This window comes from Planctobacterium marinum (assembly GCF_036322805.1).
Taxonomy (GTDB): Bacteria; Pseudomonadota; Gammaproteobacteria; order Enterobacterales; family Alteromonadaceae; genus Planctobacterium; species Planctobacterium marinum_A.
This window is the reverse complement of the sequence record NZ_AP027272.1, coordinates 4,214,883-4,236,898: the sequence shown is the minus strand read 5'-3', so window position 1 is coordinate 4,236,898 and position 22,016 is coordinate 4,214,883. Positions and strand designations below refer to the sequence as shown.

The following is a 22,016-nucleotide window of genomic DNA, read 5'->3' as shown; positions in this document are numbered from 1 at the left end:
ATTAACATGAAGGGGATTGCAACGACGGGCATCGCCTTGTTAGCGATTGTGCTAACAGGTTGTACCCATAGGGTCGAGGTGGCGGCAAAAGAGCCGATAACCATCAATCTCAACGTCAAAATTGAGCATGAAATCCGGGTAAAACTGGATAAAGAATTGGACGATGTCTTCAGTGAAGACAGCGAATTGTTTTAATCTTGCTTTGGGAACCGAATATGAAACACTTTCTTAAACCTCTACTATTGCTGTGCCTTTTGGCATTTAATACGGCAGCTTTTGCCATTTCTCTGGATAAAGCTAAAGCACAAGGTCTGGTGGGTGAGCAATTAGATGGCTACCTTGGCTTGGTGGTTCAAAATAGCGAAGCGCTTAAGCTCATCGAAGATGTGAATGGCAAACGCAAAGCGCTTTATCAAAAGCTGGCTGAAAAAAATGGTGTCAGCCTGGAAGTGGTGGCTAAACTGGCTGCTGAAAAAGCGGCAGAAAAAACCCAGTCCGGGCATTTTATTCAGAATATGGAAGGCGAGTGGGTGAAAAAGCCCTGAATGGCAAGATGAAGAATCAGAGTCGCTCATCCTGACTGGTTTTGATAATCCAGTTTTTAAAAATCTGAATTTGCTCACTAAGGTGACTGTTTTCTCTGTAGTGGATAGTGAAGTTCCCCCATGGTAGGTCGTAGGGCCACTGTTTTATGGCTGCCAATTGCTTTTGTTTGACCAGGTCATAGCAGAGAAAATCACAACTTAGCGCGACACCCAGGCCGCTTAATGCTGCTTTGGTGGCTAATATGGTATTACTGAATAACTGTAACTCTGCTTCTTCAATTGTCTCAATTCGATATTGTTTCATCCACATTTTCCAGTCTTGCTTATTCTCAGAGCTGAATAGCGTATGGTGCAACAGATTTGTTGGACTCGATAAGTCAATTGTTGCGAGTAGCTCAGGCGTGCAGACCGGGTACCATTGCTCTTTTCTAATTGCCTCACTTTTGAAATTGTCCGGCTGAGGCCAGGTGGCAACGATGACATCGTAGTCAAAAGGATCGAAATCTGTGTCGCTTACTGCCATGGCTATTTCAACTTCGATATCGGCGTGTTGCTGCTGAAAATGTACTGACCTTCTGGCCAGCCAGTCGATGGCAATGGCTGATTGCGCCATAACACGAATTTTGAATTTACTTTGGTACGATAGGTTATCAGTAATGGTTTTTAGTCGGGCGAAAGACTCTCGTGCCACCAGATATAATGCATCCCCATAAACCGTCAGGCTTATACGATTATTCTGGCGCTGAAATAGTGGTTTCCCTAGTGCTTTTTCTAACGATTTAACCTGGTGGCTAACCGCACTTTGGCTGACATAAAGCTCTTTGGCGGCAAGACTGAAGCTGAGGTGTCGAGCTGTGGCTTCAAATGCCTGAATTGATTTGAGTGAGGGAAAGGGCACACAATATCCTTATGAAAAAAATTCATCTGCACATGATATCTTATCATTTAAACTCATGAGTAAAAGCGGGTACATTGCATCGGTAAGTTAATTTATTCTAAATAATAAGAACACAAGGAACCACGATGGGAAATGCAAAACCTCATGTACTAAAACTGCTCTTGGCAATAATGCTATCTCCTCTTTTTTTGCTTCAAGCACACGCAAGTAAATCAGAACTTTATCAATCTGCTATTGAGCATCCTGAGCGGCTCGCTTCTGATTTACAGTACGATGAGGCCAGAAAGCCTTTAGAGACCTTGTTGTTTACGCAAATTAACGAGGGCGACAAGGTGGTTGAATTAGGCGCGGGTGGGGGCTACACCACAGAACTCTTGTCTTGGGTTGTGGGCACCACGGGCAAAGTCTACGCCCACTTTTTATATAACCAGCAGCGCTTAGCTGAAGAGCGTTTAGCCAATGTGGTTTCTTTAAAACAGCACCACCTGAGCCAGCATGGTAAGATGTTAGAAGAGTTAAAAGTTGCGGATGGCCAACTTGATGGCATCGTTATTTTTTATATTCTTCACGATATCTATTTGAACGAAGAAATGAATGATGATTTGTTCCCTACGTTGTTAAAAGCATTAAAGCCGGGTGGCAAACTTATCATATTGGACAACGCTGCGGCCATTGGCTCGGGCCTCGCCAATATAGGTGATTTACACCGAATTGATGAAAACTATGTTAAACAAGTGGTAATGGTAGAGGGCTTTGAATTGGACGCTGAGCTACAGAGTTTGCGTAACCTTGCGGATGATCACACTAAGCCATGGGGAGATTTTAAAGGCCAGCAAGACCGCTTCGGCTTGCGTTTTGTTAAGCCTTAATTTGTGCCTAAGAGCAGTAACTTGTGACATTTTTAGTGTAATGAATCATCAGTGTTTTTTGGGGCAATATGCCACAATCGGTTATCGGATAAACTGAACGAGTTTGGCAACAGGGGGTTTTCCAGATAATGGACTTTACGCGCATCCAGATTTAGTGTTTCAAATGCTGTTGCATGGGGGGCGAATTCCAAGAACATTTTATCAAAATCGCCGGTTTCGATAAGTGACTCCAGGCCTGTCATCAATAAATCGGCTAATTCCGGGCGTTTTTTGGAGACGAAAAAGTAGATGGCAGACGGATAATAAAAAGCGTGATTGGCATCTATTTTAATATTTGGCGTTTTATACAGTTCATATTCAGAGAGAACTTCAAATAACCCCCTCAAAATAACATCATAATGCCCTGCGTCCAACGACCGATATAGGGTTGAGTACCAACTAGTGGGCGAAACATTAAAACCATTCGCAGTTAAAATTTTGGTATCGGGCCAATCATGACCTTGAATATGGTTGAGCTTTTTAATGTTACTAAGTGGTGCTCCTTTATCAAAACTAGCTGCGAACATAGTATTGAATACAGCAATCCTGTAGCCAATTAAGCCTTTGGTAAGTGGAATTTTAACAGGGAGAAAGTTTGCTTCTCTCTCGCGTGATGTGACCGTCCAACTGACATCCAAGAGTCCTTCATCGAGACTTTTGAGTTGCCTTTGTTGATACATTGATGTCTCAACGACTTCAAGCTGACAAGACTTACCTAGCTGGTTGGCTCGCGTGCAAGTAGCGTTGAGAACATCCACAAAATAGATTTTTTGGATATCGTTAGCGTCATTCGATGGGATATATTTTAGAATATTTCCTAGCGAGGGGGCGCTACTAACAATCATCGTGAAAAGCACAAATGTCAGTGAAGCTCTCACTATCTGGACCTTGGTTAAATGACTAAGCAAAAAAGAATACTATTTATTATAGTACGTCATTTCAGCTTGGCATTAACTGTTCCCTGGCACCTGATATGGAGAGCCTCAATTTGTTACTGTCCGCTCAAACGCTTTCCAAAAGAAATTGCGTAGGCCGTAGAGCGCATTTTAAGCACGGGATCATTGCTAGGCTTGAAACCTTGAGAAAGTACATTGGGATCAAAATTAATTCCAGTACAGTCATCTCCGCCAGCGCTTTTAAGCGTAATTTTTCCTAAATTAACCACTTGTCTGCCCCCGGGCCACTGGGAGGAAGGATCGTTTATGGCATCTCCCTCTTCTCCCAAACTCACGTTAAGGGAAAAACTCACGGTACCGTCAGCTAATTGCTCTGTTAAACGTTGTGCCAGAAAGGGGGTTTCCAGCGATTTAGCCTGTTCTGTTTCCATGGTTTTTACCCCCAAATCCGGTGAGATGTGCCAGCGAAACATCACTGATTCATCCCCGCTGTTGTAAAAGAAGGTGTGTAAACCAAAAAACTCAGTATTGGCATAAGAGTAAGCGGTTTTCGCTTGCTGATTCCACGCTGCATTGGCCTGAACACTGGGGTGAGCCTTGATGTATTCCATGGTTTTTTGCGGATTGCGTTGACCATTTTCATCGGGGAGCAGCGTGCTTAAAAAACCAAAAAAGGTTTCGGGGTCTTTACCGGCAAAAACCGGAAAGTTATTGCCGGTGAAAATATGCCTTGAGCCATCTTCAAGGGTTATCTGTACTGCCATTCCTCGTGTGCCCGGTGTGCGCTCATCGGCATTGGGGTTACCGCCACCCATGGAAAAGCGCACAGATACGGGTAGCTCACCACTGCTGAGTAAAGGCGCATCAGCAAAAGGACCCGCTTCAGAGTTTGGCATGAAGCTGCCGGTAGCACATACGCCTGAGGCATGTGCTTTGCGAAGGCCGGGATGTTTGCCACTCAATTTTTCAAAAAGTTCAACCAATTCGTGGGCTTGCACCGATTCGGGTTTTGCAGCCTCCAACTGGGTCACTAAGCCAAGACTTAAAATTGTACTTAAAGCTATTGCCGTTTTTTTCATCCATCTTCTCCATGTGATGTGCTAAATGGGGACTTATTAGTAGTACGTGTATAGAGGGAAAAAGGCGAAGTAATATTTCAGAGTTATTTGAAGTTAAGCCTGATTCTGCAGTTCATGCAGGAAAATTTGAGTCAATATTTGTGTAACGCTGTTGATGTCTTCAGGCATCGTTTTAGCGGTTATGGAATATCCTTCTACGTAGGGGATAAGCAATGATACCGCTATGGATAAACTCTTGTCTGACTTAGCTGCGGGTTTAAGAAGATTTGACAGGATCAATACCATTTCTCTGTAATATTCTTGTATGTGATCATCAATACTCTGATTACGCGTAGATATTGCCCAATATTCCCTGAAAATCCGACACATTTCTGATAGTTCTATTCCATGACCCAAAAAAGTCGTCAACATAGATTGCAGATCCAGCTCTATATTCTGTTTGGTGCCAATCGGTGCCATACCTCTCATTTCATTTAAACAAGCGTTAAAGTACCTGTCAGCCATGGCTTTAAGAAGCTCATTTTTATTTTTGAAATAGTACTGAACATTACTTAAGGTCATATCGGCATTGGCTGCTACCTGTCGCATTGTCAGTCCGTAATCACCTTCTTTTTTGAGTAACTCCTGAGCTACTTAAACCTTTTCAGTTAACCGCCAATTTGGCAAAAATGAATTATGCACAGCCTCTATATATGTTTAATGCCGATGCCTGTAGTGAGGAAGAAATAAAACGCTTCGGTGAAAAGTGGGTGGAGTTGATTGCTGATCCGCGCAGAGGTGATGGTCTTGAATACAGCAACGCCAAAATCCACGAAGAACTGATTGATGTATATCAACAGCTAGGTATGGCTTAGAGCTTAGTCCAGGCTTCGGAATAAAAAGGGCTCCCTATGGAGCCCTTGTGCCTTCTGTCGTCGGTCTTATTATTATAGTTTTAGTTGCCCCAGATGCTGGAAACAAACTCAGGGTGATCCACAAACGGGTTGCGGTTGGCCTGGTGTAGTTCGGCAGCATTGTTGCGATCAATTTCTTTTTGACTCACCGGATCAAGATTGTGCCACTGCTTCATTAGTGCTAAGAACCAGCTCTCGAATACTTGATCAGAAGAGCCATTCAATACCGCATCCCCATAAGTGCTGTTACTCTGCCAGCCTGAAATCACATCTTCATAGCGAGTGGCCATGTAGAAATAAGCACGGGCCAGGTCTCCCTTGAATTCATCAATGGGCTCAAACACAGTACCAGAGTAACCTAAACCAGAAGCAGCAGAGCCGAGCTTTGAACCATTGCTTGAGGTATATGTAGCGCTGCCTACTTCACCGTAAGGGAAACTGCCACGTTGCGCGTTGACATATCCGTCGGTAGCGAAAATGTGGTGTGCATCGGAATTCATCGGCTCAATCTTGCCGCCAAACCAGCTTTTCGGGAACGAATGCTCACGGTTGTAACAATCAGCCTCACCGCTGTAGGTACCACATTGGTCGGTCACTTTGGTGAAGTTGAAAGGATCAGAACCATTTGGTGCTTCCGAATAAATATCCAGGATTGAACCATCATTCTCGTAGTAGTTATCAATTTCTGTTTGCTCGTAGAAGGTCCACAGTGCACCGTAACCCTGGTTGCTATGACCTTTAATAATATCGTGCAGTGCAGTTTTTAGAGCGTAACCACTAAGGCCTTCGGCCGTTTGATAGTAAACGCCAAGATCGCTGTTACTGCCACCGCCGGTACCGCCGCCAGTACCACCGCCGTTGTTACTGCCAACAGTAAAGCTATGAGTAGCCGTTGAATTGAATTCTCCGCCTGCGAAAATCTCAGTGCCATCGACATCAAAGCTGTAGGCACCGCTTCCATAACCACAGCAAATACCGTCACCGTAGCTGTCGTTAATTTGGAAGGTATAGTCACCGTCTGCTAAACACAGTTCTTCGGTGTAGCTGGTGTTGTTAGAGAAGTTATCGCCAGACGCGATAGTTGCATTGCTGGAATCTGTCAGTTGCCAACTGGTTTCGCTGGCGTAATTGTCGGTGAGTAAGTTGAATTGCGCGCTGGTATCTGTACAACTGCCAGTACCGCCACCAGTGCCACCGCCTGTACCTGCGTCAGTAGGCTCAAAGCTATCAACGTAAACAATTTCTGCACCGTCGAATCCGGAAACATCATAAAAGCGCAGACCTACTTCGATAGTGCCAGTGGAGCTTGCCGTGTAAGACTGGCTAATTTGCTGCCACTGATTTGTCAGGTTTTCGTTGGAATATCCGTAGTAACCATTCACATATAATCTGGCCCGTACGTTACCCTCAGTGTGGTAGATTCGCGCACTGAAATCATAGCTTTGGCCTGCAGTTACGCTCACAGTTTGACGAAAGTCTGTGGAACTTTGCGTGCCGGTTGTAACGTTGATGGCTGCTGAACTTGTACCATTAAAGCTGTACGCTGTAGATTGGCTAACACTGATACCTGTATCGATAGTGGTCCAACCATCAGGGGTATTGCCTGTCCAGTTTTCAAATTCACCATTTTCTACCTGGGCAAGTGCAACCGGGCTCAATAGAGCCAGACTGGTAAGGGCCGTGAGTACCTTTTTCATTGTTGTCTCCGCTTCTGTCACAAGGAATAGTTATTTTTTTAATAAGTTTTTTGAACAGGCGTCACTGCTCAAAGAATGTGCAGTCTGGTTACAAATTGTGACAATTACAATACAGTTTTTTTACAAAAAATGACCAAATGGTTCAGTTTTCGAGCACAATTCAGGATGTCTTTTTAAAAATCGGACCTGTGAGGCTTTTTTACCAATTAAAATTCAGCCTCCGTGAAATAAAAGTAAGCTTATTCGTTAACTGAATTAGGCTCAGCAAGTAATTTGCATTACAATCGCCGCACTCATTCTCTGCAGGTTATCGCATGACTTCAAAGTTTCAGGCTTTGCGCCAAAAACCAGAGCTTTTATTACTCGCGATGGCGTTTGTTATGCCGTTAACCTTTTCCGTATGGAACGCATTACTCAATAACTTTGTCATTGAAAAAGCCAGTTTTACCGGCGCAGAAATAGGTATGTTACAAAGTTTACGCGAGGTCCCCGGTTTTCTGGCATTCACTGCGGTATTTGTTTTATTGGTGCTCAAGGAGCAAACCTTTGCCTTGTTGTCGCTGGCGGTGATGTCGATTGGCGTTGCCATGACAGGCTGGTTCCCATTTGAAATCGGGCTTTATTGCACCACCGTTATAATGTCTGTTGGATTCCACTACTTTGAAACCATCAATCAATCCCTCACCCTGCAGTGGTTACACAAAGATAAAACCGCTCACTTTATGGGGCAGCAGTTGGCAGTGAAAAGTTTTGCCTCATTATTTGCTTACGGTGCTATCTGGGTGTTGATTGAGTGGTTAGGGTATAGCTATAACGCCATGTACATGCTTGCCGGCGGAGCAGGGTTGCTGATTGTGGTTATTCTGTGGATTACATTTCCGACTTTTCAAGAAGCTACCGGGCAACACAAAAATCTTATTATGCGCAAGCGATACTGGCTGTATTATGCTTTGACTTTTTTCAGCGGTGCCAGAAGACAAATTTTCGTAGTGTTTGCCGCCTTTATGATGGTGGAAAAGTTCGGTTACAGCGTTGGACAAATCAGCCTGCTGTTTGCTGTTAACTATATTTTTAACCTGTTATTTGCGCCTGCGATTGGTAAGTGGATCCACAAAGTAGGCGAAAAAACGGCGTTAACCTTTGAATACATTGGCTTGTTTATTCTGTTTATCGCTTACGGGCTGGTGGAAAACGCCACATTGGCCGGTGCCTTGTTTATTATTGATCATTTATTCTTTGCGCTGGCGATAGCTATCAAAACCTACTTCCAGAAAATTGCCGATCCGAAAGATATCGCCTCAACGGCGGGAGTCAGTTTCACCATCAACCACATTGCAGCGGTTGTGATACCAGCCCTATTGGGTATTGTCTGGTTGACTTCCCCAAGCCTGGTATTTTTTATTGGTGCAGGCTTTGCGTTTTGTTCTCTGGTATTATCGCGCAACATTCCTGGTGCTCCGGGCCAGGGCAACGAAGTTGTGTTTAACCCATTTTCACCATCTAAAGTGTAGTGTATGAAAAAAGTAATCCCTCTGTTGTTAACTCTCTTGCTAGGTATTAACTCAGCGTTGAAAGCCGAAACCGTTGAGCTTTATTGGGAAGATCTTATTCCTGAGGGTTATGTGCCATCCGATGCCTTGCCGGAAATTGACCATACAAATCCCATGGCACAATCCAATCCTAATGCACCGGTAAGAACAGACTTAAATGGCAAGCAAGTTAAGATCCCGGGATTTGTGGTGCCGCTTGAGGGTGATGAAACCATTACTGAGTTTTTGTTGGTGCCGTTTTTTGGAGCTTGTATTCATGTGCCGCCACCACCCTCTAACCAAATTGTGTATGTGAATTTTCCAGAAGGCGCCAATGTAGATAGCCTGTACGATGCGGTATGGGTAACAGGTACTCTACAAACTGAGGGCTGGACGGGTGACTTAGCAACCGTAGGTTACAACATGACAGGTATGGAAATCGCTCCCTTCGAATAAGAGAGCGATTCGAGGATGATTTGGGCGAAACCTTTTATCCTCGGTATAGGTGCTCAGCGCGCTGAAATAACACCCAGGAAGTAATGATTTGCTTGTCGCCACTGATGGGCACGTTACCGCGATGCGTGTGAGTAAAGTAGGCAGGGGCAATCACCATTGTACCTTTTTGAGGTTTTACCGATTTATTTTGGTAATAAAACTCGGTTTCTCCGCCTTCTTCGACATCGTTTAAGTAATACATAAATAACAGAATACGGTGCAGGGCTTCATTGTCCGGTAATTGCGGGTATACCTCTGAGTGCCAGTAGGGATAGCCGCCTTTGCCTGCCTCATACTTTTGCATATTGATATCACCAAAACGGAAAAAGTGCGGAATAAACTGCTCCAGCTTGGGTTTAGCCAATTCGCTATAGTTTTCTTCAGTGATATTGGTGGGCTCGCCTGTCACAGGATGTTTTAGCTTTATTCCTAAAGGACCAATAAAGGCGAAGAAATACTCATCAAAATAATCAATAACCTGGCGCGTAGTGGTGTGTACTACTTTGGTGAACTCTTCTTTGAATTCAGCATTATTGCTGATGGAAATATCGCGGCTGATCTTCTTTGATGTATCGACACCGCCGCCTGTGCGCCCCTGAAAAGTCCCGGGGTGTGCGGCAAATTTAGCCATCAAATTGTCGCAAGTCGCAGTGTCTAAAGCGTTTGGGATAACTTTAATAAAATCCGACATCAGTCTGCTTCCACGGCGATGGATTGCAATTGGCTGCGAATGTTGTCTGGCACCGCGCAGGCTTTTTGTGCCTTATAATCAAAATGCACCATAGTGGTTAATCCTTTAGCGCAGCGTTCGCCGTTTTGCCATACTTCCTGAAATACATCAAAGGAGCTGCCACCAAGGCGGCTGATGCCGGTTTTGATGGTGACTTCGCCCAGGAAGATCTGTTTTAAAAAATCCACCTTGTAACTGGCCAGGATGAGAGGCCAGTTGTTGACATCCATCTCAGGGGTAAACATCTTAAATACCGGCTCGCGGGAGGCTTCAAACCACTGTACTAATGCGGTATTGCCAACGTGTTGTAAGGCATCGGTTTCGCAAAAACGGACTTTAAACGTTTCTTCCAGCATGATGATTCCTTTTTATTTTTTGTTTTTCAGGAAAGGCGCAAGAAAGTGGCCAGTGTGAGAACCCGCTACTTTACAGACTTCCTCAGGAGTGCCTTCCGCAATAATGTTGCCACCACCAGAGCCGCCTTCAGGTCCGAGATCCACTATCCAGTCAGCGGTTTTGATAACATCAAGGTTATGCTCAATTACTACAACGGTGTTGCCGTGATCTCTGAGGCGATGCAATACCGCCAGTAGCTGCTTGATATCATGGAAGTGCAACCCGGTTGTAGGTTCATCCAGAATGTATAGGGTTTTACCGGTATCTCGCTTGGACAGTTCTTTAGCCAATTTTACCCGTTGTGCTTCACCTCCAGACAGCGTGGTAGCCGCCTGACCCAAACGAATATAAGACAGACCTACATCCATCAAGGTTTGTAATTTGCGATTGATGGCGGGCACGGCGTCAAAAAACTCGCGAGCGTCTTCAACTGTCATTTCCAGTACTTCATGGATGTTCTTGCCTTTGTACTGAATTTCCAGTGTTTCACGGTTGTAGCGTTTGCCTTTACAGACATCACAAGGAACGTACACATCCGGTAAGAAGTGCATCTCTACCTTAATAACGCCGTCACCTTGACAGGCTTCACAGCGACCGCCTTTAACGTTAAAGCTAAAGCGACCGGGTTTATAACCCCGTGAACGGGATTCTTGCGTACCGGAGAACAATTCTCTTATGGGGGTGAAAATACCTGTATAAGTCGCCGGGTTTGACCGAGGCGTTCTGCCAATGGGGCTTTGGTCGATATCCACCACTTTATCCAGCTGATCCAGGCCGGTTATGGCTTTGTAAGGCGAAGGTTCATCAGTAGTGGCACCGTTTAATTCGATATGTGCGATCTTATAAAAAGTATCGTTTACCAGGGTGGATTTACCAGAGCCAGAAACACCAGTAATGCAGGTCATTAGGCCCACCGGCACTCGTAGGGTAACATCGTTAAGGTTATTACCTGTGGCACCTTCCAGTTCTACCCAGGCATCATCTTTGTTAACGATACGGTTTTGCGGGACGGTGATTTCCTCTTTGCCAGACAGGTATTTACCCGTCAGGGAGTTATCGTTATTGAGGATGTCCTCCAGTTGCCCTTCGGCTACAATTTCGCCGCCGTGCACACCTGCGCCTGGGCCAATATCCACCACGTAATCGGCCAGGCGAATGGCATCCTCGTCATGCTCCACCACGATCACGGTATTACCCAAATCCCGCAAGTGGGTGAGGGTTTTAAGTAAGCGTTCATTATCTCTTTGATGCAGACCAATAGAGGGTTCATCCAATACATACATAACACCCACAAGGCCGGCACCGATTTGACTGGCCAATCTTATCCGCTGCGCTTCACCACCGGATAGAGTATCGGCACTGCGAGACAGGTTCAGGTAATTTAATCCGACATTCACCAGGAAGGTAAGCCTGTCGTTAATTTCTTTGAGGATCTTTTCGGCGATTTGCGCTCGCTGTCCTTGCAGCTGCATATTGGTGAAAAAGTCTTTTGCTTCCACTATCGACATTTCGGAGACAGTAGGCAACGTGGTATCTGATACGAATACATTGCGCGCTTCCTGACGCAAACGACTGCCACCACAGCTGGTACAAGGCTGCTGGCTCAAGTATTTAGCCAACTCTTCCCGTACTGCATTGGATTCGGTTTCTTTATAGCGGCGCTCCATGTTGGGGATGATGCCCTCAAACGGATGCTTGCGGGTCATGATGTCGCCGCGGTCGTTGATATATTTGAAGTTAATAGAGGTGCCTTTACTGCCGTAAAGTACGACATCTTGCGCTTTTTTATCCAGCTCGTTAAAGGGGGTATTTAAATCAAATTCATAGTGTTCGGCGACTGCCTGCAACATCTGGAAATAGTAGTAACTGCGCTTATCCCAGCCGCGAATGGCTCCCCCGGAGATGCTAATCTCTTCATTGGTGATCAAACGCACAGGGTCAAAGAACTGCTTGGTTCCCAAACCGTCACAGGTACCGCAGGCACCCGCTGGATTGTTAAAGGAGAATAGTCGAGGCTCTAATTCGGTAATGCTATAACCACAGTGAGGGCAGGCAAAATTTGCTGAAAACACCAGCTCCTCTTTGCCCGGTTCATCCATCCAGGCTACGCGAGCTACACCCGCTGATAACTCCAAAGCGGTTTCAAAACTTTCGGCTAACCGCAATTGCAAGTCTTCTCTGACTTTGAAACGGTCTACCACTACATCGATACTGTGCTTTTTGTGCAAATCCAGCTCTGGTGGATCGGATAAATCGCAGATTTCACCGTCTATCCGCGCCCGAATAAAGCCCTGCGCTGCCAGGTTTTCCAGGGTTTTAATGTGTTCGCCTTTGCGATCTTGTACCACCGGTGCCAGTAGCATCATTTTGCTGTTTTCCGGTAGCTCCAGCACTTTGTCCACCATCTGGCTTACGGTTTGAGCCTGTAATGGCGCATTGTGATCGGGACAGCGGGGCTCACCCACCCGGGCAAACAACAATCTCAGGTAGTCATATATCTCAGTGATGGTGCCCACAGTAGAACGAGGGTTGTGAGACGTGGACTTTTGCTCAATAGAAATGGCCGGAGACAATCCTTCGATGTGATCCACTTCGGGTTTTTCCATCATGGATAAGAACTGTCGTGCATAGGCTGAAAGGGATTCAACGTAGCGTCGCTGGCCTTCTGCATAGAGCGTATCAAATGCCAACGAGGACTTGCCCGAGCCGGACAAGCCGGTGATCACAATGAGCTTGTCTCGTGGTAATTCTATATTGACGTTTTTCAGATTGTGGGTTCTGGCACCCCTGACAGTAATTTTGTCCATGCAGTGAAAATAGCCGTTCAAAAAAAGAGATATTATATGCATATATATACAGTAGTTAGCAAATGGTTTAATTTATCGACTATGGCCATTAGCTACTGTCTCTGAAGTGGTTTTTATGCTAATATTCGCCGCCTTTTTTTGTCCCAATTCCAACAGGAAAATAGACCGTTTTGAATCAAACTGAAATTCGAGGCGCCTTGTCACTGGCTTTTGTTTATCTGATGCGTATGCTCGGGTTGTTCATGGTAATGCCAGTACTGGTGGTTCTTGCTCAGGATTATCCCGATTACACCCCAGTTTGGGTGGGTGCGGCTATTGGTGCCTATGGCTTGTCGCAAGCTATTTTACAAATTCCCATGGGCATACTTTCCGATAAGTTGGGCCGCAAGCCGGTCATTATCGGAGGCTTGCTGTTTTTCGCTGTGGGAAGTCTGATCGCAGCGTATGCCGATTCAATGTGGTTATTGACCCTCGGCCGTTTTTTACAAGGTACCGGAGCTATAGCTGGCGCGGTTATGGCCCTTGCCGCGGATATCAGTCGCGAGAATCAGCGCAGCAAGGTGATGGCGATTATTGGCATTGCTATAGGTTTTTCATTTTATTTATCTCTGATTTTGGGGCCGCTAATAGCAGCGTCTGCGGGATTGCAGGGAGTATTCATGGTCACCGCAGTGTTAGCGCTGGTATGTATTCCGTTGGTCAAATTTGCCGTGCCAGACGCCATGGCGAGCGCGCCCGGTGGTGACACGTTGCCGGACAAAACGCAGCTTTCAGGAATGCTGCGTTCCAGTCAATTGTGGCGTCTGAATCTCAGCGTATTGCTGTTGCACATGATGATCACTTTGGTGTTTGTGCAGTTACCAGTGAATTTCCAGAGTTTGGGCTGGGAGTTGTCGCGCCATTGGATTCTGTATTTGCCAATTTTGCTGTTGGCCATTGTGGGCATGGCCCTGATGATGGGAATTGGGCGGCGATTTAAAAGTAATTCCATGCTTATTGCTGCACTATTTTTTATGGCTGCCGCCTTTTGGGGATTAGCCAGCTTTGCCCATCAGTTTTATTTGTTAATGGCCTTTGTGGTGCTGTTTTTCACCGGATTTAATTATCTGGAGGCCAATTTACCCGCCATGGTGGCCAATATCGCACCGCCCGGAAAAAAGGGCTCTGCCATGGGTATTTATGCCAGTTTTCAGTTTTTTGGCGCATTTTTGGGGGGCATTGTCTCAGGATTGTTAATTGCTCACTTTGGTGCGCAGTTACTCTGGTATTTAGCAGCGGGCATCTGTATTCTTTGGTCAGGTTTGTTTTTCGGTTTTAGCCAAACCGAACGTCTGACACGCTACACCCTGTCTTTGAATATGGCTGGCAGGGATTTAGCCACGATTAAGACCCAGCTCAACGCATTACCGGGCATCAGTGAATTTGTCATTGTGCCAGATGAATCTGCCGTGTACCTGAAGGTACAGGGCAAACAATTTGATATTATGAAAGCCAGAAAACTGGCTGATCCAGGACAGAATTAGGAGAGAACATGGCCAGCAGAGGTATTAACAAGGTTATTATCGTAGGTAACTTGGGGCAAAACCCTGAGGTGAAATACATGCCAAACGGTAATGCCGTTACAAACATCAGCGTAGCCACCAGTGAAAGCTGGAAAGATCAGCAAGGCCAATTGCAAGAGCGCACCGAATGGCACCGTATCGTTATGTTCCGTAAACTGGCTGAGATTGCAGGACAATACCTGACTAAAGGTTCGCAAGTTTATATCGAAGGTAAACTGCAAACCCGCAAGTGGCAGGACCAAAATGGCCAAGACCGTTACACCACGGAAATCGTTGCTGACAACATGCAAATGTTAGGTGGTCGCCAGGGGGGAGGTAACGAAGGCGGTGGTTATCAGCCGAATCAAGGTATGCAAGGTGGTGGTGCGCCGCAGCAAGCGCCAAGCTATCAGCAAATGCCCAATCAAGGCGGCGGTCAACCGAATCGCGGTGGTCATCAGGGAGGCGGTAATCAAGGTGGTTTCAATCAAGCGCCGAAACAACCTTCGCAGCCTATGCAAGAGCCAGATTTCGACTTTGACGACGATATTCCGTTCTAACTAAAGACTAAATATAAAAATATTGAAACTATTTAAAAGCCGCTATCTAGCGGCTTTTTTAGTTTACTCCATAAATGTTCGGTAGCATCAGTAACTGTCTAATGCTTTTTAGAAAAGGCTGGAATTATGTATTTTTTAACCTGGTCAAAAATAACGTCTTCTATGTCATGGCCGGTGATGACGATGACTAAATCGAGTTCGTTAACCACTATTATGCGGTTGCCACCCGCTCCCCATGCGAGGTTTATGTCGTATTTTTTGTTGTTTAACGTCATATTTGTCTGATACCACAAATAGCCGTAGAAAAAGTTTTCCGGGTGCCAAGTCTCGGTGGCCTTGGTTATTGGGCTGAAAGTCAGAGATAAATAGTCTTCTGAAAGAAATTGTTTGTTTTGCCACTTTCCTTTGTTAGCTAGCATTTGGCCAATCTTTAGCATGTCACGAGAAGTTAGGTCAACGCCGCTGTCGGCTATTGGCATTTGTTTCGGGTCTAATCGCCATGTGAAATCTGTAATGTTCATTTGATTGAAGAATTCTTGTTCAACAAACTCTTTCGCCGAGCCCGGTAAAACAGAATTCAGAAAATGCATGACTAAAAGAGGGTCTGATGCCTGGTATTTAAATATCTGGGATTCCTTGGTTACTGGCTGGGTTGCTTCCAGAAAAGCTTGAACTTCCGCCGTGCCTGAATACTTTTCTCTATCTCCCCTAAATGTCTCTAATTGCTCATCGCTGTACCTGAGACCAGAGCTCATTGAAAGTAAGTGGTGTAATGTGATTTGCTCAGTGCCGTTGGCCAATGTGCTGGTATCTAAATCCTTGAACAAATCCACTAATGGCTTGTGTAAGTCAGCCATTTTGACATAGCCTAATTGCATAGCTCTCGCCAACATCAGGCTGGTGTAGCCTTTTGTGGCAGAAAACTGGAAATGAGGTAAATCAATTCGTCCACGATTGTAATAAGATTCGAATAGTAATTTTCCCTTGTAGCTAATCAGTAAGCTGTCATATTTTCCATGCTTATTCTCTGATAGCTCTTTTGCCAACTGCAAAATTGGTGCTTTGTCGCCGCCATCAATGCCTAACTTCCCCGGTTCCAAGTCGTCATTTAATTTAATTGGCGCTGTGTCTATAAATGCTTCTTCGAGTAATGGCATATCCCAAAATTGCATCTCTTTCTCATCTACAGTGGCTCTCGGTGCCTGTTCGCTATCTTCAGCCGAAAGTCCTACACAGAAAATAAGTAAAAGTGATATCACTACTACCTTGTTAATTAAATTCGTGAACATGTTATTTCCTACATAAATCAAAAACTCAAGTGCTCAAAAATACAAATTGATCGCAAGCACGCCAAAACAGTTCACGCAAAGTAGCTTTGGGGTTTAGCCAAACCAAGTTAAATGATATTAAATGTTCTTAAATTTCCCGTGGAGGCTTCTATTTGACGGCTTTAAGACAATGTCACAAGGTGAGATAAAACACTGAAGATACGAGATAAAAAGTCAGTATTAATTAGAGCTGTTCGGGTACAATCTGTCCGAGTGGACGTTACTTTTCGGATAATCCTTTGCAGCACAATCAGCAATTTCAATTGGGTAACTGGATTGTCTGTGCAAAGACCAATACCATAGAAAACTCCGATCACCAAAAGTCACTGGATAACAAAAGCATGCAAGTTCTTTTGTTTCTCATCCAGCATGCAGGGCAAAGTGTCACTAAAGAACAAATCATTCAACATGTGTGGAAAGAAAGTGTAGTCAATGAAGAGATATTGTCCGTAGCCATCAGTAAAATCCGAAAAGCACTCGGTGATAATGCGCGTAAACCCACTTACATTAAAACACTGCCCAACCTTGGTTACAGCCTGATTGCCGGAGTTACAGCAATAAACGGCTTGGAACAAGAACAACAGGTTTTATCTAATGTTTTGGGTTTTAAGCGTTCCGGTCGTCTTTATTATACATTAGCAGCCACTTTATTATTGATTATCATCGTATTCGCGGTGCATTTTGTTTCTAGTGATAACAAGCCAGAGCAAATCATTGCCATTGATTCAATCGCAGTATTGCCTTTTAAAGACTTGAGCGCAGCACAGAATAATCACTTTTTCACTGATGGACTGTCAGACGCCATTATCAACCAACTGTCTCAAACTAAATCGTTAAAAGTCATTTCTCGCTACTCGTCTTTCAATTTCAGAGGCAATAGGGATCCCTTCACAATCGGAAATGCGCTTAAAGTGGAAGCCTTATTAGACGGTAGCGTACAAGAATCGGAAGGGCAGATAAGAATTAATGTCCGCATATTTAGTACATTCGATGGTCGGCAACTTTGGTCTAAAAGCTTTGACAGTACAAGCGAAGATGTTTTCTATTTACAAGACCAAATTAGTGATGACATTCAGCGAGCGATTCAGCCAAACGCCAAAGCGCTAGCGAGGACTAGCAAGAAGATTAACAGTCAGGCCTACGAGTGGTTTTTGATGGCTAAATATCACTGGCAACAAAGAACTCCCACTGCACTTTCAAAAGCAGAAACCTATCTGAAACACAGCTTGGAATTAGAGCCCAATTACGCCGATGCACATGTTGGGCTAGCCACGACCTACGGCCATTATCACTATTACGCTAACTGGAGCGATGTTGAGGCAGTCAATAAAGCGCTTCCGCATATCGAGCAAGCATTAGCACTAGAGCCAGAGTCTCCAGCTGCATTAGCCGTTAAAGGCATGATATTGACACTTAAAAGCAATTATACCCCAAACCCCCAGCCAATTTTGCAAGAGGCTCAAAGAGCATTTAAACGCTCCCTGGAAATAGAAGACAGCGCCACCACCCACCATTGGTATAGCGTATTGCTGAAACGGATAGGGGAAGAAGCCTTGGTGATTAAACATATGGAGCGAGCTATTTCGTTAAATCCATTGTCCGCGCCATTAAAGCGTATATACAGCCGTTATTTAGCGCTTCGCGGAAAGTTGGATACGGCCCAAAAGATGTATCACCGAGCGTTATTGCTGGAGCCCGGCCGTGATTCAAATCTTATTGAGTCAACATTTGTAATGCGAAACACACCAAACTTGGTTGTAGACCTGGCTCAATGGCATTCTAACCATAGCGAACTATTCGAATACTGCTCTAGTGATGCTTATTGCGAACAAGCTGTATTTTCCTATTTGAGTGTTGGTCAGCGTGCCGAAGCCGACAAAATCTTAGCCCGCATGCCTGCGAAACATCAGCATTTTAAAGATTCATTAGCGCTAATTGACCACGGCTTAAAGGGGCTGGAAAACCACGCTGTCGTATTACTTGAGCAATTGAGTGCAAAACATCCACATAACCATAAATATCGCTACAGTTTAGCGATTGCCTTATTTCGTGCTGGTTTGTATCGGCAAGCCAAAACAGCGATTGTTAACCTTTATCCTGACTGGAGTAATACAACTCTTGGCGACCCAATTGAAGTGACCAGTGACAATTATTCAGCCATGGTTTTGTACGGAGCAAGTCTGTTAAAATTAAAAGAGCAGGAGCTCGCTTCGCTAATACTCAATAGTGTACGGGAATTTTTGAGCTTAAATGAAGTGCAAGACAAAGCTCAGATAGAATTAACTCTGGCAGAAGTGAATGCGCTTTTGGGTTATACCGACAGAGCGGTGAAACATCTCAGCAAAGCACTAAATCACGGCTGGCTGGAAACATTTGACCGCGAGTGGTGGCCACTACAAGATAATCATCTATTTAAGTCGATAAATACTCATCCTGATTTTATATCTTTAGTCAAAGAACATCATACAAGGTTAGCAAAGCTGTCAGAGCAAATTAGTGAAGAACTTGCGCCATTGTGATCTGATAAGCTATTTCGCCGCAATCCAGAATGTCTGAGTGTATGAAGCTGCGCAAAGCTTTTGTTTTAAAAACAACTCCTTATACTTTTGTCTCATTGTTTCTTGGACTAGAGTTTAGATAATGGTGATAAAACCTTACGTTGGAATTGCATGTTTACGCCCAAAGAGATCGACTTTCTGAAGAAAGAACTCAATTTTTCGGTTTCACAAGTGCAGGAAAAATTAGATGAACCGGATATTGAAGGGGCTAAGCGTTATCAGCTGGAAGAAAAGTTGATAACTATGGTTTCAGTGGTGAATAAACTCGAAAGAGCTCGCCCTGAAAAAGACCTGCGTAACAAATCTGTTAGGGTGTTGATTGTTGATGATGTGGACTCGATGCGCAAAGTGCACCGCCATTACATGCTTTCTTGTGGCTTTCGACACATTGATATGGCAGAGGATGGCTTGCGTGCATACTCACTCATGCGCAAAGCCATAGCTGAAAACAAGCCCTACAATTTGGTGATTTCCGATTGGGAGATGCCGAAAGTCAGTGGCCTGGAGCTATTGCGCAAGGTGCGTACCGATAAAGAATTGTGGAAAACGCCTTTTTTCCTGATCACCAGCTTGGGTGACAAAGCGCATATTTTGCAAGGCATTAATACCGGGGCAACCGGTTACATGGTGAAACCCATCAATCAGAAAATCGTTAACCAAAAATTTAAAGACTATCTGGATTGTTAAGCAGGTCTTATCTTCGCTGAATTTTTCATCTTTTCAGGTTTTAGTAATTAAAACCTCTAAAAAAGCGTCAAATATGCAGATAAATACTATTATAAGTCACTCGGTGGATATGGTGCTTTTGCTCAGAGTTTGTTCTAATAACCAAAATACAAGAATAATAAGTTACAAATGCGCGTAGGTTGGAGAAAACTGATTTCCTATTTGAATCGCAAACCCTCAGGTTTCGCGAGTTTAGGCATCGAATACGACATTAACGGCCTACATTTGTGTGCTACTCAAGAAGTAGACGGACAACACACCTGGGTGCTCAACCAGACCTTCCCACTGCAAGATTGGCAGTCTTCTCTGAAATCCTTTGTTGAAGAACAGCAACTTCAGAACACCAAAACTACCTTGGTTTTCGCCACTAAAAAATACAAGCTGGTACAAACTGATAAGCCCGCCGTACCGGAAGAAGAATTAGCCCAGGCTTTGCAATGGTCAGCTAAAGACCTGTTAATGACCCAGGACGAAGTGGTCATGGATTATTTCGATTTACCAGCTCAGACCATGGGGGCCAACAAAGTCAATGTGGTGGCTATCCCCAAAGCTGAGCTTTTCGATGTCTGCCAGGGCGTACTGGAAGCCGGCCTTTTTATCGAGCGCGTCACTGTTGAAGAACTGGCAACCTGTGAGCTGTTACCCAAAAACCAGGAAGGTTACGTTACTGTGTTTCAGGCACCGGGTGCAGAAGTGTGTTTAAACATTGTAAAAGCCGGTAAGCTCTATTTCTCGCGGCGCATAAAGGGCTATGAGCAAATCAGTAGTTTCACTGAAATGGAATTGCAAATGGGGGTTTCGGAAACGCTGAGTGTGGAGTTGCAGCGTTCCATGGACTTTTTTGAGAGCCAGTTGCGTCAGGCCCCGGTGAAAAAAATCTATCTCAATCTGGACACCGAGCATCAAGGCGTATTGGCTAAATTAATCGGTGATGCCATGCAGGTTGAATCGGAACCTTTTGTTCCCGATTTTGCCAAGAGTGAGGAATTGCAATGGGCTGATACTTCATTAGCGGCACTTGGTGGAGCATTTTCTGTACAAGAGGTTGAAGAACAAACCACTAATGAAAGCGGGGATGCCGCATGAAGTATCGCGTCAATTTATTTCCTGATGAACTCAAACCCAAGTTGCAGTTATTTACTGCCGGTTTTGTATTACTAATGTGGCTCTTTAGCGGTGTTGTCTTATTTGCCATCAGCGAACATTATCATCAGGAATATCGAGACATGCAGGTAGCCACTCGTGATATTCAACAAAAATATAACCAGCAAACCAAGATGTTGAAAATGCTTACTGAAGCGCGAGATACCCGTGCCCAGGATCCGGCACTAGTGGCACAGGTACAGAAACTACAAAACGAAGCACGTGACAAAGGGTTGTTACTGGAGGAACTGCGGGGGCGGGAACAACTTAAAAACCAAGGCTTTTCCATGCTAATGGAAGATTTGGCGCTTAATCATGTGGATGGCGTGTGGTTAACCCGTATCAGCATCAATGAACAAAAGATTCGCATGGAAGGTGCAACCATTGAATCGGCGAAAGTGCCTTTCTGGGTGAGCCAATTAAGAGAGTCTAACTACTTTACCGGCCGCAGCTTTGCCGGAGCTCGTATGTTTCGCGATGATCAGGACAAGCTCAATTTTGTGATCAGCTCCGAACTGGTGGAGTTGGCCGTAGAACAAGAGGTACAAAGACAAGCATCGGGAGCCGGACAACCATGAATTTTGACATCAAACGTTGGTCGGACGTAGAAGACAAGTTCAGTGAACTCTCTACCAGAGAAAAGTCTTTGGCCTTATTGAGTGGTTTGGTGGCCGTACTATTTGGTGGTTATGTCTGGCTTGTTGAGCCGGTGCAGTTGGAAATTGAAAAGTTAACTCGCACGGTTGAGCGGCAAAAGTCTCAATCCGGGCAGTTGGATAAGCAAATCAAGGCGGTGGAAGTGGCTCTGGAAGAAGATCCCAACGAGCCTTTGCGTAAGAATCGTGAAAAGTTTGCTCAGCAAATCATTGATATAGATGAGAAGTTGCGAGAGCAAACCGTCGATTTGATCCCGGCCAATAAAATGCCTCAGGTGTTAGAAAAAATATTAAGTCAGTCGAAAAAGTTAAAAGTTTTGCAAATGGAGTCCATTCCGCCGGTCAGGATGATGGACATCAATGCTGATAGTGGTGCACGGGTTAACTTATTTCAACACGGGGTGCTGCTGGTACTGGAAGGTGAATATGGCCATATCTGGGAATATCTGAATGAAATTGAATCGCTGGAATGGCGGTTCTACTGGAAGCGCTTTGATTATATTGTGGAGCAGCATCCCAAGGCGAGGGCTGAAATTGAGCTGTATACCCTGAGTACCAGCAAGGCGTTTATTGGTGTGTGATATGCGAATTTTTCTGATAGTCATTCTGATATTGCTGCATAGCGTAAGTG

The 22,016-nt window shown here is 44.8% G+C and carries 21 protein-coding genes and 1 pseudogene; 13 read left to right on the top strand and 9 right to left on the bottom strand.

All coding sequences use genetic code 11. From position 1 onward, the window contains the following. The first annotated feature begins 6 nt into the window (after positions 1-6). Both AABA75_RS18620 and AABA75_RS18615 read left to right on the top strand, forming a co-directional pair. On the top strand, positions 7-195 hold the full coding sequence (locus tag AABA75_RS18620) for a YnbE family lipoprotein (RefSeq protein WP_338294234.1): 189 nt from the start codon (positions 7-9) through the stop codon (positions 193-195). A gap of 20 nt (positions 196-215) precedes the next feature. After that, a complete protein-coding gene (locus AABA75_RS18615; RefSeq protein ID WP_338294233.1) occupies positions 216-545 on the top strand; it encodes a YdbL family protein in 330 nt (109 codons plus the stop codon). 16 nt (positions 546-561) lie between these two features. Here the strand turns inward: AABA75_RS18615 and AABA75_RS18610 are convergent, their stop codons facing one another. Then, positions 562-1,443, bottom strand: coding sequence for a LysR family transcriptional regulator (locus AABA75_RS18610; RefSeq protein WP_338294232.1), 882 nt, complete (start codon positions 1,441-1,443; stop codon positions 562-564). Between the two features lie 125 nt (positions 1,444-1,568). Here AABA75_RS18610 and AABA75_RS18605 point away from each other — a divergent pair, with 125 nt between their 5' ends. After that, positions 1,569-2,312 carry a methyltransferase domain-containing protein gene (locus AABA75_RS18605; RefSeq protein WP_338294231.1) on the top strand — a complete coding sequence of 248 codons (744 nt, stop codon included), beginning with the start codon at positions 1,569-1,571 and terminating at the stop codon, positions 2,310-2,312. 32 nt (positions 2,313-2,344) lie between these two features. Here AABA75_RS18605 and AABA75_RS18600 read toward each other — a convergent pair whose 3' ends face one another. The 3 genes and pseudogenes from AABA75_RS18600 to AABA75_RS18590 form a co-directional block, all read right to left on the bottom strand. After that, positions 2,345-3,196 carry a hypothetical protein gene (locus AABA75_RS18600; protein ID WP_338294230.1) on the bottom strand — a complete coding sequence of 284 codons (852 nt, stop codon included), beginning with the start codon at positions 3,194-3,196 and terminating at the stop codon, positions 2,345-2,347. Positions 3,197-3,342: 146 nt separating this feature from the next. After that, positions 3,343-4,326, bottom strand: a complete 984-nt coding sequence (locus AABA75_RS18595; RefSeq protein ID WP_338294229.1) for a catalase family peroxidase — start codon at positions 4,324-4,326, stop codon at positions 3,343-3,345. Positions 4,327-4,419: 93 nt separating this feature from the next. Beyond that, positions 4,420-4,944, bottom strand: a pseudogene (locus AABA75_RS18590) (TetR/AcrR family transcriptional regulator); the annotation flags it as partial. A 50-nt stretch (positions 4,945-4,994) separates the two neighbouring features. On the opposite strand from AABA75_RS18590, the gene AABA75_RS18585 reads away from it, so the two are divergent. After that, positions 4,995-5,180 (top strand): hypothetical protein, encoded by a 186-nt coding sequence (locus tag AABA75_RS18585; protein ID WP_338294228.1) that lies wholly within the window; start codon positions 4,995-4,997, stop codon positions 5,178-5,180. An 80-nt stretch (positions 5,181-5,260) separates the two neighbouring features. On the opposite strand, the gene AABA75_RS18580 is transcribed toward AABA75_RS18585, so the two are convergent. Then, positions 5,261-6,916 carry an endonuclease gene (locus tag AABA75_RS18580; protein ID WP_338294227.1) on the bottom strand — a complete coding sequence of 552 codons (1,656 nt, stop codon included), beginning with the start codon at positions 6,914-6,916 and terminating at the stop codon, positions 5,261-5,263. A 314-nt stretch (positions 6,917-7,230) separates the two neighbouring features. On the opposite strand from AABA75_RS18580, the gene AABA75_RS18575 reads away from it, so the two are divergent. Together AABA75_RS18575 and AABA75_RS18570 are read left to right on the top strand one after the other, a co-directional pair. Further along, positions 7,231-8,427 (top strand): MFS transporter, encoded by a 1,197-nt coding sequence (locus AABA75_RS18575; protein WP_338294226.1) that lies wholly within the window; start codon positions 7,231-7,233, stop codon positions 8,425-8,427. Between the two features lie 3 nt (positions 8,428-8,430). Next, the gene (locus tag AABA75_RS18570; protein ID WP_338294225.1) at positions 8,431-8,901 is read left to right on the top strand and encodes a DUF3299 domain-containing protein; all 471 of its coding nucleotides are present in this window, start codon (positions 8,431-8,433) and stop codon (positions 8,899-8,901) included. 34 nt (positions 8,902-8,935) lie between these two features. Here AABA75_RS18570 and AABA75_RS18565 read toward each other — a convergent pair whose 3' ends face one another. From AABA75_RS18565 to uvrA, 3 genes are read right to left on the bottom strand one after another with little or no spacing between them, the layout of a single operon-like run. Then, positions 8,936-9,631 (bottom strand): 2OG-Fe(II) oxygenase, encoded by a 696-nt coding sequence (locus AABA75_RS18565; protein WP_338294224.1) that lies wholly within the window; start codon positions 9,629-9,631, stop codon positions 8,936-8,938. Then, on the bottom strand, positions 9,631-10,026 hold the full coding sequence (locus AABA75_RS18560; RefSeq protein WP_338294223.1) for an acyl-CoA thioesterase: 396 nt from the start codon (positions 10,024-10,026) through the stop codon (positions 9,631-9,633). Before AABA75_RS18560 ends, AABA75_RS18565 begins: the two co-directional genes overlap by 1 nt. Before the next feature lie 12 nt (positions 10,027-10,038). Continuing rightward, positions 10,039-12,873 (bottom strand): excinuclease ABC subunit UvrA, encoded by a 2,835-nt coding sequence (gene uvrA, locus AABA75_RS18555; RefSeq protein WP_338294222.1) that lies wholly within the window; start codon positions 12,871-12,873, stop codon positions 10,039-10,041. Between the two features lie 170 nt (positions 12,874-13,043). Here uvrA and AABA75_RS18550 point away from each other — a divergent pair, with 170 nt between their 5' ends. After that, entirely contained in the window at positions 13,044-14,396 is a 1,353-nt protein-coding gene (locus AABA75_RS18550) for an MFS transporter (protein ID WP_338294221.1), read from the top strand. Between the two features lie 8 nt (positions 14,397-14,404). Continuing rightward, positions 14,405-14,974, top strand: coding sequence for a single-stranded DNA-binding protein (locus AABA75_RS18545; RefSeq protein WP_338294220.1), 570 nt, complete (start codon positions 14,405-14,407; stop codon positions 14,972-14,974). 98 nt (positions 14,975-15,072) lie between these two features. On the opposite strand, the gene AABA75_RS18540 is transcribed toward AABA75_RS18545, so the two are convergent. Further along, entirely contained in the window at positions 15,073-16,284 is a 1,212-nt protein-coding gene (locus AABA75_RS18540) for a serine hydrolase domain-containing protein (protein ID WP_338294219.1), read from the bottom strand. A gap of 257 nt (positions 16,285-16,541) precedes the next feature. On the opposite strand from AABA75_RS18540, the gene AABA75_RS18535 reads away from it, so the two are divergent. The 5 genes from AABA75_RS18535 (at position 16,542) to gspM (ending at position 21,966) form a co-directional block, all read left to right on the top strand. After that, complete coding sequence (locus AABA75_RS18535; protein WP_338294218.1) at positions 16,542-18,821, top strand: winged helix-turn-helix domain-containing protein; 2,280 nt, start codon at positions 16,542-16,544, stop codon at positions 18,819-18,821. A gap of 150 nt (positions 18,822-18,971) precedes the next feature. After that, positions 18,972-19,547 (top strand): response regulator, encoded by a 576-nt coding sequence (locus AABA75_RS18530; RefSeq protein WP_338294217.1) that lies wholly within the window; start codon positions 18,972-18,974, stop codon positions 19,545-19,547. A gap of 168 nt (positions 19,548-19,715) precedes the next feature. Continuing rightward, on the top strand, positions 19,716-20,672 hold the full coding sequence (locus AABA75_RS18525; RefSeq protein WP_338294216.1) for an MSHA biogenesis protein MshI: 957 nt from the start codon (positions 19,716-19,718) through the stop codon (positions 20,670-20,672). After that, complete coding sequence (locus AABA75_RS18520) at positions 20,669-21,307, top strand: PilN domain-containing protein (protein ID WP_338294215.1); 639 nt, start codon at positions 20,669-20,671, stop codon at positions 21,305-21,307. The genes AABA75_RS18525 and AABA75_RS18520 overlap by 4 nt, the downstream gene beginning before the upstream one ends. Continuing rightward, complete coding sequence (gspM, locus tag AABA75_RS18515) at positions 21,304-21,966, top strand: type II secretion system protein GspM (protein ID WP_338294214.1); 663 nt, start codon at positions 21,304-21,306, stop codon at positions 21,964-21,966. Before AABA75_RS18520 ends, gspM begins: the two co-directional genes overlap by 4 nt. Positions 21,967-22,016 lie beyond the last annotated feature (50 nt).